This window comes from Salmonella sp. SAL04162 (genome assembly GCF_046551535.1).
Classification (GTDB): Bacteria; Pseudomonadota; Gammaproteobacteria; order Enterobacterales; family Enterobacteriaceae; genus Salmonella; species Salmonella enterica.
On sequence record NZ_JBGDVX010000003.1, the window covers coordinates 369,920 to 382,867 of the forward strand.

Annotated in this window: 11 protein-coding genes, 1 tRNA gene and 1 pseudogene; 8 read left to right on the forward strand and 5 right to left on the reverse strand. The window is 47.5% G+C overall.

Annotated elements, in window-relative coordinates; translation table 11 throughout:
* Positions 1–6: 6 nt before the first annotated feature.
* Positions 7–1,389, reverse strand: a complete 1,383-nt coding sequence (locus ACLJRH_RS08640) for a glycoside-pentoside-hexuronide family transporter (protein WP_000834259.1) — start codon at positions 1,387–1,389, stop codon at positions 7–9.
* 287 nt (positions 1,390–1,676) lie between these two features.
* Between ACLJRH_RS08640 and ACLJRH_RS08645 the strand changes: the two genes are divergently transcribed.
* Together ACLJRH_RS08645 and ACLJRH_RS08650 are read left to right on the forward strand one after the other, a co-directional pair.
* Positions 1,677–1,771, forward strand: a tRNA-Sec gene (locus ACLJRH_RS08645).
* A 161-nt stretch (positions 1,772–1,932) separates the two neighbouring features.
* Positions 1,933–3,117 carry a tyrosine-type recombinase/integrase gene (locus tag ACLJRH_RS08650; protein WP_023136642.1) on the forward strand — a complete coding sequence of 395 codons (1,185 nt, stop codon included), beginning with the start codon at positions 1,933–1,935 and terminating at the stop codon, positions 3,115–3,117.
* A 4-nt stretch (positions 3,118–3,121) separates the two neighbouring features.
* On the opposite strand, the gene ACLJRH_RS08655 is transcribed toward ACLJRH_RS08650, so the two are convergent.
* From ACLJRH_RS08655 to ACLJRH_RS08670, 4 genes are all read right to left on the reverse strand, one after another.
* Complete coding sequence (locus ACLJRH_RS08655) at positions 3,122–4,486, reverse strand: hypothetical protein (protein ID WP_023136641.1); 1,365 nt, start codon at positions 4,484–4,486, stop codon at positions 3,122–3,124.
* A gap of 416 nt (positions 4,487–4,902) precedes the next feature.
* On the reverse strand, positions 4,903–5,469 hold the full coding sequence (locus ACLJRH_RS08660) for a phage polarity suppression protein (RefSeq protein ID WP_023136640.1): 567 nt from the start codon (positions 5,467–5,469) through the stop codon (positions 4,903–4,905).
* Between the two features lie 15 nt (positions 5,470–5,484).
* Positions 5,485–5,724, reverse strand: a complete 240-nt coding sequence (locus ACLJRH_RS08665; protein WP_000468231.1) for a bacteriophage gene regulatory protein — start codon at positions 5,722–5,724, stop codon at positions 5,485–5,487.
* A gap of 3 nt (positions 5,725–5,727) precedes the next feature.
* The gene (locus ACLJRH_RS08670) at positions 5,728–6,471 is read right to left on the reverse strand and encodes a hypothetical protein (RefSeq protein WP_023136639.1); all 744 of its coding nucleotides are present in this window, start codon (positions 6,469–6,471) and stop codon (positions 5,728–5,730) included.
* A 587-nt stretch (positions 6,472–7,058) separates the two neighbouring features.
* On the opposite strand from ACLJRH_RS08670, the gene ACLJRH_RS08675 reads away from it, so the two are divergent.
* The 6 genes and pseudogenes from ACLJRH_RS08675 (at position 7,059) to ACLJRH_RS08700 (ending at position 12,934) form a co-directional block, all read left to right on the forward strand.
* The gene (locus tag ACLJRH_RS08675) at positions 7,059–7,277 is read left to right on the forward strand and encodes a helix-turn-helix transcriptional regulator (protein WP_023136638.1); all 219 of its coding nucleotides are present in this window, start codon (positions 7,059–7,061) and stop codon (positions 7,275–7,277) included.
* Complete coding sequence (locus ACLJRH_RS08680; RefSeq protein WP_060641628.1) at positions 7,274–7,825, forward strand: host cell division inhibitor Icd-like protein; 552 nt, start codon at positions 7,274–7,276, stop codon at positions 7,823–7,825. Before ACLJRH_RS08675 ends, ACLJRH_RS08680 begins: the two co-directional genes overlap by 4 nt.
* Positions 7,822–8,049: pseudogene (locus ACLJRH_RS08685) on the forward strand (hypothetical protein). The gene ACLJRH_RS08680 and the pseudogene ACLJRH_RS08685 overlap by 4 nt, the downstream one beginning before the upstream one ends.
* Entirely contained in the window at positions 8,046–8,366 is a 321-nt protein-coding gene (locus ACLJRH_RS08690) for a DUF5375 domain-containing protein (RefSeq protein WP_023136634.1), read from the forward strand. Before ACLJRH_RS08685 ends, ACLJRH_RS08690 begins: the two are co-directional and overlap by 4 nt.
* Positions 8,367–8,380: 14 nt before the next feature.
* Positions 8,381–10,714 (forward strand): primase-helicase zinc-binding domain-containing protein, encoded by a 2,334-nt coding sequence (locus ACLJRH_RS08695; protein ID WP_023136633.1) that lies wholly within the window; start codon positions 8,381–8,383, stop codon positions 10,712–10,714.
* Positions 10,715–11,302: 588 nt separating this feature from the next.
* Complete coding sequence (locus ACLJRH_RS08700) at positions 11,303–12,934, forward strand: TIR domain-containing anti-phage reverse transcriptase (protein WP_023213972.1); 1,632 nt, start codon at positions 11,303–11,305, stop codon at positions 12,932–12,934.
* Positions 12,935–12,948: the final 14 nt, after the last annotated feature.

The window sequence follows — 12,948 nt, forward strand, 5'->3', positions numbered from 1 at the left end:
GTTCCTTTAGTTTTGCAATTCTTTATGGGTAAATTCTTGTTCGTTGCGGTGTGCGCCCTGCGCCAGTTGTTCCAGAATGGTTTTCAGGAACGGGCTTTTCAGGGTGTAGTAGCGTTTAGCGATCGCGGCGCTCAGCAGATAACAGATGGCCGGGACGATAGTGAACAGAGCGATAATGATGCTGATCGTGGCGCTGTTTTGCGTTTTCGCCGCCGCGTCGTAACCGCCGCCTGCCAGCATCCAGCCAATCAGCGCCCCGCCGAGGGCAAGACCCAGTTTCAGCACGAACAACGTGCCGGCAAAACTGATCCCCGTCAGGCGTTTGCCGTTACACCATTCACCGTAGTCGACGGTGTCAGACATCATCACCCACTGGATAGGCGTGACTAACTGGTGCAACACGCCAATCACGAAGATAAAGACGAACATAGCGATCGTGGCGTGCATCGGTACGAAGAACATCGCCACGCTGATTACTGCGAGTAAAGCGTTGGTCCACCAGAAAACGCTCACTTTGCATTTCCAGTCGGTCAACGGTTTTGCCAGCGCCGAGCCAATCAGGTTGCCGACGCAATAGGTAGTGAGGAAGGCGACAAACACGCCCGGCTTGCCCAATATCCAGGTGACGTAATACATCATCGCCCCGCCGCGCACGCATACCGCCAGAATATTCAGGATGGTGAGCAGGCCGACTATGCGCCACTGGTCGTTGTGCCAGATATCACGCAGGTCTTCACGCATGGAGGTATGGGTGGCAGGCGCTTCAACGCGCTCTTTGGTGGTAAAGAAGCAGAACGCCAGCATCAGGAACGCCACCACCGAGAGCGCCGCGATACCCCCCTGGAAGCCCAGCGCCTTATTCTCGCCGCCAATCAGTTTCACCAGAGGCATCATCAGTACGGTAGAGAGCATTCCGCCCGCCGTTGCCAGCACAAAGCGCCAGGATTGCAGGGAGATACGCTGCGTTGGGTCATTGGTTATTACACCCCCCAACGCGCAGTAAGGGATGTTGACCACAGTGTACAGAAGGGTGAGCAACGTGTAGGTGATGGCGGCATAAATCATTTTGCCGTTCAGACTGAGATCCGGCGTGCTATAAGCCAGCACACAAACGATACCAAACGGCAACGCGCCAAACAGCACCCAGGGTCGGAATTTGCCCCAGCGAGAGCGGGTGCGGTCGGCCAGCAGGCCCATGCAAGGGTCGGAGATGGCATCAAGCGCACGCGCCAGTAAAAACATGGTGCCGACAAAACCAGCAGGAATGCCGAAAATATCGGTATAGAAGAACATCATATATAACATGACGTTATCAAAGATGATGTGGCTGGCGGCATCGCCCATACCATAGCCAATCTTCTCCTTAACGGAGAGAATTTCACTTTTCATTACGCATCCTTAACGCTCACAACACTCACTGATACCGGTTACAGTTTTTGTAAACCTTCCCTGCGAGCGTGAATATTCCGTTATTTAGTTATCAAATTACGATTCTTGTTTTCTGTGATCGGGGTAGCGTCAAAAAGTGTGATGAAATGTAACTAATGGATTTTATGGGGATTTACATGAAACCGATCATGGCAGAAGGAAAGGGAAGTTAAAAAAGCACGGGAGGGGATGTGGAAACGCCAGGAAGTAGCTATAATGCGCGCGCCTCCATGTAGCAATCGAGGCGCGGAAGATCGTCGTCTCCGGTGAGGCGGCTGGACTTCAAATCCAGTTGGGGCCGCCAGCGGTCCCGGGCAGGTTCGACTCCTGTGATCTTCCGCCAAAATTCCTCCGCCGGTATTCGAGAACGTCTAAAAATCCTTTATTTTCAACATCAATAGTAAATCACTTATCCGTAACCGTCCGACAAGTTCTCCCTGAATCCATGAAAAATATGTATAGTGATGTGTATAGATTTTTTATACACATTTTTGGCTTATACAAATGGCACTTACAGATATACAAATCAAACGAGCAAAGCCCCAAGACAAGCCATACACATTGAACGACGGGCAAGGCCTGTCATTGCTTATCAATCCCGATGGATCGAAGGGCTGGCGTTTCCGTTTCCGCTTTGCCGGAAAAGCGCGGTTAATGTCATTTGGTAGCTACGACCTTGTGAGCCTAGCTGAAGCACGTGAGAAGCGTGAGACCGCTCGTAAGCAAGTTGCCAATGGCATTGACCCGGTTGAGGAACGCAAAGCCCAGAAACTGGCTCAGCAACTCTCCACTGAAAACTCATTCGAAGCTATATGTCGAGAATGGCACACCAACAAAGCTGACCGCTGGACAGTGGCCTATCGCGAAGAAATCATTAAGACATTTGAACAAGATGTGTTCCCGTTCATTGGTAAACGCCCTATCAGTGAAATCAAACCGTTAGAACTGCTTGAAGTATTGAGACGAATAGAGAAGCGTGGAGCACTAGAGAAGACCAGAAAAGTGCGCCAAAAATGCGGCGAGGTCTATCGCTATGCAATCATAACTGGCCGCGCAGAATACAATCCTGCTCCTGATTTGGCTATTGCTTTGACCGTTCCGAAGCAAAAGCATCATCCATTTTTATCCGCTGAAGAGTTACCTCATTTTATTCGTGATCTTGAAGCGTATACCGGCAGCATCATCACTAAGAATGCGACAAAAATCGTTATGCTAACTGGTGTTCGAACACAAGAGATGCGCTTTGCTACGTGGGATGAAGTTGACCTTGAGAAAGGTATTTGGGAAATCCCAGCAGAAAGGATGAAAATGCGCAGGCCTCACATAGTGCCACTTTCTACTCAGGTAATCGACCTTTTCAAGCAACTCAAGCCTATTACTGGTCACTACCCTTATATTTTTATTGGCAGGAACAACCGTAGTAAACCGATCTCAAAAGAAAGTGTGTCACAGGTAATTGAGTTGCTTGGTTACAAAGGACGTGCTACCGGTCACGGTTTTAGACATACAATGTCGACAATTTTACATGAACAGGGGTTTGATAGTGCATGGATTGAAATGCAGTTAGCACATGCTGATAAAAACAGTATACGAGGCATTTATAATCATGCGCTATATTTTGAAAAACGCAGTGAAATGATGCAATGGTATGCTGACAACTTATATGCATATTATAAATTGCCAGCATGATAAATCATTTTGATTTGAGTATAAAATAGGATGGGTGGTTTTTAATCGCCGCCATTCTATTATTATAATCATAAACTGTTTTTCCTGCTTGCAAAGCTACTGCAAGAAAACTTGCTGGCATTGTAGTTAACCCAACCGCCAGTAACCCAAAATCAAAAGCTGAATTTAAAACAACATTCTTTTTCATATCTTTTATTGCCTTTTTAACTTCAGGCATACCTTCATCTATAATTTTCTCTTTAAGCTCTTGATGTAATCCTATTATCTCGTTTTCACTACTTGCAAATTGAATCCGTCTAGCTATATCTTTAAGGATTAACTTATAAGCATTAAAACTCTCACCATAGTCTTTTTTGACATTTGCGATATAATCAATTGAAAGATTATTCAATATTGGAGAATCAACTTCAACCATTTTTTGAATAACACTTGAACCGTCATTTAGATAAGGAAGTATTTTATTAATAAAAGGACATGTAGTTGTGAATGATGAATTTAGATAATAGGCAAATCCATAATCTATAGAAAAACTATTGTAATGCTGAGAAATTGTTCTGTGAATGGAGGATTTGACCCAGTTCTTGAAAATTTCTTCAGTCTCAGGAGGTGTGTCTTTTTTTATTTGGAATCTCAACAACCCGCTATTTTGATCATAATCAATAACCTCCATTGTAGAGTAGTTATAACAATTCACATAGTCACTAGTACAATCACTCAAATTAATAATAATAAAATCACTTATTTCTTGAGCATCTAGTATTTTTATATGCCCTTCAGCAGATAGGCGCTTACAACTCCTATAACTTGCAGCATTTAAATATTCGCTGACAATAGCCGGATTGGATATCATTTCATGCAACTTTTCCTCATCGGCATCATTCAGAAGCATAGCTTGCTTTGTAACATAGTGATACGCACTCGATTTTCTCCCAACAATCTGTATAGAACCTATAGCAATAAGATCTTTGTTTTTTCTTATAAAATTTATAAAATTTGCCACCTGAGACTTTAACTTTGGAATGATGTTTGAATCCTTTTTCCAAAGCATATTACTCATCGTTTCATCGATATCCGTGCGTTTAGCTTGGTAATAGCACTCAATAATTTCATCATTAATTATTATATTATCAATACTAAGAAGAGCCTTGTAATAAAAACTAGAATCATTTATATCCGTCATATATAAATTCAAAAAACCATCATCCTCCAGAAAATACTTAGCTTGAGCATCCACTTCTGAAGAATAACTGTAATACTCCTCTAACAACCTCACAAAATCTGAATCAGGAACATTCGAATATATCTGTGAGGAATCAATATCGTCATATAATTGACTTTGCAAAAGAAAATCTATTAAATTTTTATCCATATCTTCTCCAAATTCGTTTAAATACTACCTAAATTAGTTCAGAACAACCCCAAGCCCCCATTAGGTAATGCTCTAAACCTCCGACCATTAGAGGGTCATTACAGCATATTACGCTTTAGTCACGTCATCAGAAATCACATCGTCATAGAGATGCGGTTTATAACTCATCTCCAATAACTCAGTGACATTAAACTGCTAAAAACGATTAACATCTGAAGCACGCAATGCTCTCCCCGCCACGCCTGCCCGCTTTATAGGGTAGTTTTCATGCAGGTGCATGAACCGGCTCAGGCCGCGCCGGTACTGGCGTGGTAGGGGAAATAAAATACGGGGATTTGCATGCAAAACCATGCACCTTATGGATGCATGGCTTTTTTCGGGAAAAATAGCAGAATTTTCGGTGATTTTTTTGCGTGCTACCGTGCGGCCAGTTCTGCACGTCGGCGGGTGTAAGTCAGGTTCTGTGCCGGGGTGAATTTCTGGCGATTATCATCCCGCGAAGCCGCATCAGGCCTGAATCCGATGGCCGTTAAAATATCGTTGTCCTGCACGGAATAATTAATTTTTTCACCTGCGGCCAGCCACACCGACAGGGCTTCACGCAGATAATCAACCGAGTGCTGCATGGCGCTCTGTTTTACTGCGGGAAGCTGTTCGTTATACCCCATCAGCTCAGGTGCCAGCGTGGCGGCCAGCTCCGCGCCGTGCTGCTGCATAAAGTCATGGAGCCGGTTGCGAATGCTGATGTGCTGCACTTCCTCATGTGAGCGGATATAACGACCGGCGGCCTGATTAATCTCCCATTTTTTCACGTCGATATTGTCGCGCAAATCCTGCATTCTGCGCGGGATTTGTTCGTCACCGGCAAGGAGCTGTTCACGGTATTCCCGTTCAAGGTCTGCCAGTTCGGCTTTACGTTTCAGCCAGGTATTTTTGTTCGTCTGACAGGCCTCAAAGGCCTGCTGTATGGTCACAGTGGTCACGAGTCTCTCTCCTGATTAATGCCGGAACGGCGAGCTGTAGCAGCCCTGTACTTTACGCGGCGGCGGTGGCGTCACCGGGGCGGGGTCGGTTTTTTCCGGTGCGGCACGTATCACACCGTCAACCGACTCAATGGTGCGGAAAGTGGCCGAACATTCGATATTGGTACACTGGTGATAACGCTGTTTGACGTTTTCCGACAGATACCGGCTGGTACGGACGTGCGCGGTCTTTTTGCAGAACGGACAGTGAAACATAATTCAGCCCTCTGCCTGTTCGTGGTCTTTTGCGGCCAGTTCAGCGGCAAGCTTCATCCGTCTGGCCGGGCTTCTTAACAGCGCCATATCAACCCCGGTTATGACCGGGCGATTCATGCCCGTTACGGACAGGACCGGCTCCTGCTCCATATCAAAATGATACAGGGCTGACTGCATATTCAGGGCATCACCCAGCTCACGGCTCACGGTCGCACGCGGCGAGGTTTCTCCGCTCATTTCCAGCGACTGAATACGCAACAGAAAGGCACGTAACAGTGCGGGGCTGATACCGGCTAACGCCTTCTTCCACTCGCTGTTGGCGTAGGTAGTGAACGCTTTTTCATGGGCGCTGATATAAGCCGTACCGGAGGAGCATGCGCCAAGCATGGCGTGGCTTTTATCTTTCTCCAGTTCGGTAATCAGACCGGTGAACTCATCAGCCAGTTCGCGGCTGGCGATACGTTTACTGTGTTCAGCTTTCAGTTCAGGAGTAAGGTTGCCGCGCAGAGTTCGAAAGCGGCTGCGCCAGTCCTGTTCGGCCTGTGCACTTTCACTGAGGGCGGTCTGTCGTTCCTGCTCACAACGCTGAATGGAAGCCTCAATGTCGCTGAGTTTACCCATGCTGGCCGTGTGTGCGTCTTTTGCTTCATTAAGTGCGGCCAGCGCACCGGCAATACGTTGTTCCGCGCCTTCATCCTGTTTACTGATAACGGTCTGCATGGCTTTGATAATGAGTTCGGGTTTCATGTTCAGGCTCTCCGTGTGTTCAACCTGAAATGATTCTGACGCCTCCTGCACAACAACACGATTCATTGCCGTTGTCAGAGTGCTGGCACAAACAGACCTTAAAATCAGGCTGGCCAGAGAAAGGTCGCAGGAAAACCTTACTCACCGTTTGTTTTTTTACTTATAACTATTCACCACTGTTCACCTTAAATAAAAAGATAAGTAATACAGTAAGTTAAATGGTGAACAGTTGAAGATCTGACTGTTCACCGTCTGTTCACCACTGTTCACCTTACAGTTTGTTCAGCCAGTCAGTTACTTAGACTTTTAGCGATTAAAAATAGAAATATATAAACAAAAGTAATCATAAATGGGCCACCGGTTTGCCAACGTTTACCAAAAAACGGCCAACGTTTGCCACTGTATAAAAATCGCTCTGTTGTGTGGTGGAGCAGTACAAAATGACTTGTTGCCCTGAGGGAAAATATTCACAAAATAGAGAGCTACCCGAAGCCGGACGGACACGACCGGCACTGTATGGACTTTGTGAGGTAGCCCGATGCAACACCGCTTTTTCTTCCCCGTCTTCTGCCCCTGCCGCGCCACTGATGCCGGTTTCTGATACCGTTCACGAACGCTTTATCCGTCTGCCCGAAGTGATGCATCTGTGCGGCCTGTCCCGCTCGACCATTTACGACCTCATCAGCCGGGAAGCCTTCCCGAAACAAATCTCCCTCGGCGGAAAAAATGTGGCGTGGGCGCAGTCTGAAATCACTGCATGGATGGCGGATCGCATTGCCGAACGTAACCGGGGTTATGACGCATGATGATGACCATTCAGCAAACAGCCTCTTTTTCTGGCTTGCTTCTTTTCGCCGTTTCCAGGTATAGTTTTCCCGCTGTCGCAAAATCGGCAGCCGGGCGTAGGAACCCGTGTTTAACTATGGCGACACCGGACGCGCCTTGCGTCTTTTTTTGTGTCTGTGCCTTGATGCACCCATTCAATACACAGTGGCCTTTTCGCCATTGTGGGTATCGCGTAATGGTGGCTCAGGCGGGGCAGCTTTCGGGCTGGCCGGTTCTCATAGTTACCGGTATTCCTACCCCCGTCTGGGCTACCACCCATGAGCGTAGGAACTCCGGTGGTAGCTGTAACCAGCTAACTATGGAGGTTGCCCTTATGGCTACGACCCTCACCCCGTCACACCCGCAGTTTGTCTTTGTGTTTGCCGCCGTTCGTCGCGCAGACCGTAAACCCCGTATCTGTATGCTGCGCACCGTTGCCGGTGACGAGCACGCCGCACGCCTTTCCCTCGTTCGCGATTACATCCTCTCGTTTGCGGGTCGCCTGCCGGTTGCGGAGGTGCGCGCATGAGATACACCACCATTACCGCCCGTGACCTCGAATGCCTTGAGCATATGCGCAATGTCGGCCAGCTCGTCGGCGACCTGATGCAGGTGTAGGACTGCGCCACCGTTCGTCGTGACCCGGCGCAGCACTTACAGCTCACCTCCGTGATTTACCTCATGACCGCCCAGCTCGACGGCGTGGTCGAACGCTGCAATCAGCAGTGGCTGACCGGGGAGGGCAACGTATGAAAAAGCCATTACCACCCGTATTACGCGCCGCGCTGTATCGTCGTGCCGTGGCCTGTGCATGGCTGACCCTGTGCGAACGCCAGCACCGCTACCCGCACCTCACCCTCGACGCGCTGGAAAGCGCCATTGCCGCCGAGCTGGAGGGCTTCTACCTGCGCCAGCACGGCGAGGAAAAAGGCCGTCAGATTGCCTGTGCCCTACTGGAAGATTTAATGGAAGTCGGACCACTGAAAGCTGCCCCGTCGCTGTCCTTTCTCGGGCTGGCCGTGATGGATGAGCTTTGCGCCCGTCATATCACCGCATCGGTACTGTACTGAGGGAGAAAACAACCATGAAAATGAACGTAACAGAAACGGTAAAACAGGCGTGCGGCCACTGGCCGCGCATTCTCCCTGCGCTGGGTGTGAAAGTGATTAAAAACCGCCATCAGTCCTGCCCGGTATGCGGCGGCTCTGACCGTTTCCGCTTTGACGATAAAGAAGGGCGCGGGACGTGGTTCTGCAATCAATGCGGCGCGGGTGACGGGCTTAAGCTGGTAGAAAAAGTGTTTGGCGTGACTCCCTCAGAGGCCGCCGGGAAGGTGAACGCCGTGACCGGCAATCTGTCGCCGGTTGCCCCGGAAGTGATTGCGGTCGCAGAGGCCGAAACTGTGGCCGGCCGCAAAGCGGCGGCCGCGCTGGCCGTCAGGCTCATGGAGAAAACCCGACCGGCCACCGGCAACGCCTACCTCACCCGCAAGGGTTTCCCCGCTCTGGAATGTCTGACGCTCACCGTCATGCATAAAACCGGCGGCGTGACGTTCCGCACCGGGGATGTGGTTGTCCCGCTGTATGACGATACCGGCGTACTGGTTAACCTTCAGCTTATCAATGCAGACGGTCTCAAACGCACCCTGAAAGGCGGTCAGGTCAAAGGGGCATGTCATGTCATCGAAGGGAAAAAACAGGCCGGAAAACGCCTGTGGATTGCAGAGGGTTATGCGACCGCACTCACCGTCCATCACCTGACCAGCGAAACTGTCATGGTGGCGCTGTCCTCCGTGAACCTCCTTTCTCTGGCGAGCCTTGCCCGTCAGAAGTCCCCGGCCTGTCAGATTGTCCTCGCCGCCGACCGTGACCTTAACTGCGACGGCCAGAGTAAAGCCGCTGTGGCCGCAGATGCCTGTGAGGGCGTTGTTGCCCTGCCGCCGGTGTTCGGTGACTGGAATGATGCGTTTATACAGTACGGCGAGGAAGCCACGCGCAAAGCCATTTATGACGCCATCCGGCCACCGGCGCAAAGTCCGTTCGACACCATGAGCGAGGCAGAATTTACCGCCATGAGCGCCAGCGACAAGGCTTTGCGGGTCCATGAGCATTACGGCGAAGCGCTGGCTGTGGATGCGAACGGCCAGCTCCTGTCCCGCTATGAAAACGGCATCTGGAAAAATATCCCTGCCGCCACTTTTTCACGGAATGTGGCTGATTTATTCCAGCGTTTACGCGCCCCGTTCTCATCCGGGAAAATTGCCTCGGTGGTGGAGACCCTGAAACTGATTATTCCGCAGCAGAATACACCGGCACGTCGTCTGATTGGCTTTCGCAACGGGGTACTCGATACTCAAAGCGGCCTGTTCAGCCCGCACAGTAAATCGCACTGGCTGCGCACGCTGTGCGACGTGGATTTTACCCCGCCGGTGGAAGGGGAAACGCTGGAGACGCACGCGCCGAACTTCTGGCGCTGGCTCGACCGTGCGGCCGGTAAAAATCCACAAAAACGCGATGTGATACTGGCTGCGCTGTTTATGGTGCTGGCGAACCGCTACGACTGGCAGCTCTTTCTCGAAGTCACCGGTCCGGGTGGTAGCGGCAAAAGTATTCTCGCCGAAATTGCGACCCTGCTTGCCGGGGAAGATAATGCCACGTCAGCCGATATCGACACGCTGGAAGACCCGCGCAAGCGTGCCTCCCTGATTGGCTTTTCGCTTATCCGACTGCCTGACCAGGAAAAATGGAGTGGTGACGGCGCAGGGCTTAAGGCCATCACCGGCGGCGATGCGGTCTCGGTTGACCCGAAATACCAGAACCCGTACTCAACACATATTCCGGCAGTGATTCTGGCCGTGAACAACAACCCGATGCGCTTCACCGACCGCAGCGGCGGCGTCTCCCGTCGCCGGGTGATTATTCATTTCCCGGAGCAGATTGCCCCGGAGGAACGCGACCCGCAGCTCAGGGATAAAATTGCGCGCGAGCTGGCCGTCATCGTGCGCCAGCTTATGCAGAAATTCAGCGACCCTATGACCGCCCGCGCACTGCTCCAGTCGCAGCAGAATTCCGACGAGGCGCTCAGCATTAAGCGCGATACTGACCCGACATTTGATTTTTGCGGCTATCTGGAAATGCTCCCGCAGACCAACGGGATGTTTATGGGGAATGCCAGCATCATCCCGCGTAATTACCGTAAATATCTCTATCACGCGTATCTGGCCTATATGGAGGCTAACGGGTACAGGAACGTGCTCAGCCTGAAAATGTTCGGGCTGGGGCTACCCATGATGCTGAAAGAGTACGGCCTGAATTATGAGAAGCGGCACACCAAGCAGGGTATACAAACCAACCTGTCGCTGAAAGAGGAAAGCTACGGCGACTGGCTGCCGAAGTGCGACGAACCCGCAGCAACATAACCTCACCCAGACCGGCAACAGCCGGTCTTTTTCTTTCTGCTCATTGCCACAAGGTGAACAATCCACTGTTCACCCTTAACCGTATATTCACCCTGTATCACCATGAAATTATTGATAAAAAACCAGATGTGAACAGTGTGAACAGTAAAACCTGAAAAAACTTTTTGCTCTCACTACAGCCTGACTGATCGTCTCCATAGCGAGCAGAAAATCATCAATAATGAAGAATCGACTGTTAACTCTGCGTCAATTCATGACCACTTAACTTAATGATATAAAATGGAAAACTATCGAAATGAATAGTCTGCAAAGTTAAATGCAAAAAATATATTCCAGTCAAATTTCGTTACGCACTCTCTCCAAAGAAGGAGATAAATACTTTATACGTCCACCATACTATGTTATTTTTTCTATACGGCTCTGCCTTAAATCTGTGAGGTTGTTTCGCCTCGAAGTATCTTATGTTAGTACATCACGCTACCAATCAGCGGTTAGTTACTTGACGTAACTGTTAATTGGCTAAAGTTTGCATAAAGTGATTGGGCGGAGCCGTAAATTTAGTCCATAAATACAGTGACGAGGTAGAGAGTGTCTTTACATGACAAGCTACTGATGCTTAGTCTCAGTTCAGCAAATAAAGAAGAAAATGAGACAATCCCGGAGTTACCTAAGTTAGAGCCTCAGCCCTATCAAGCTGGAAAAAATTTGAAATGGGATAATAAAGAACTCAAAAATCATCCCATTACTTCAAAGATTGACATTGATGTAATATGCAAAAAAATTGAAAACAAAAGCATTGTAATTACGTCAGCTAACGATGTAGCCAATCTTTTAGAAGTTCCGGTCGGACAATTATTATTTATTTTATATAATAAAAAAGATAACTATAGAACTTTTGAAATAAAAAAGAAAAATGGAAAAAGTAGAATAATAAACGCACCTCAAGGGGGTTTATCAATTCTGCAGGAGAAATTAAAGCCGATTATTGAGTACTTTTATCGTCCCAAAAAACCAGCGCATGGATTCATTAAGGATAAAAGTATATTAACAAATGCAGAAAAACATACAAAGAAAAAATATGTTGTTAATGTAGATTTAGAAAATTATTTTGGTTCAGTCACTTTCGCGAGAGTGTATGGAATATTTAAAAGTAAGCCATTTAATTTCTCACATCCTGCGGCGAGTATATTAGCTCAATTATGTACTAAAGATGGGAAATTACCTCAAGGAGCCTGCACTTCCCCTATCCTGGCAAATTTAGCATCAGCATCGCTCGATAAACACCTAACTCAACTGGCACGTAGAAAAAACATCACATACACAAGATATGCAGATGATATTACTTTTTCATTTAATCAACAACAAGTCAGAGAAATCATAACGTTAGATAATGAGAATAATTTTGAATTGGGTGAGGCTGTTATCTCTGTGATCGAGAAAAGTGGCTTTAGCATAAATACAAGTAAATTCAGAGTTCATAAAAGAAATGAACGTCAAAAAGTTACTGGATTAGTGGTAAATGAAAAAGCAAATGTCGAGCGTAAATATCTTAGAGTTACTCGTTCATTAGTTCATAAATGGAGAGAAGACAAGTTAACATCAGCATTATTATTTGTTAATAAAAAAGGCTTTAAAGCAGCAAATAATGAGCATGCTATATCAATTTTTCGCAATCATATTTATGGCCGATTGAGTTTTATAAAAATGATCCGTGGTGATGACTTTCCATTATATCTTAAATTAATGGCTGAAATGAGTCATCATGATCCTTTAAAAACAAAAGAAGGACTTAGAGCAATGAAAGAAACTGAAACTTATGATGTATTTATTTGTCATGCAAGCGAAGATAAAACATCCATCGCAATTCCAATTTACGAAGAATTAACCAAATTAAAAATATCAACATTCATAGATCATGTCGAAATAAATTGGGGCGATTCATTAATCCAGAAAATTAACTCAGCTCTTGTAAAGTCTAAATATGTAATTGCTATTCTTTCGGCTAATTCTGTAGATAAGCATTGGCCTAAGAAAGAATTGCATTCTGTGCTTGCAAGAGAAATCGCTGAAGGTGAAGTAAAATTACTTACTCTTGTAAAAGAAGCAGATGAAGCAATAGTTGCTGCATCTTTGCCTCTCTTAAGTGATAAGCTTTATATTACCTATAAAGATAATCCGGCAGAGATTGCGGATAAGGTTCGTGCACTTTTGAACAAGTGACAACTACTGTCCAA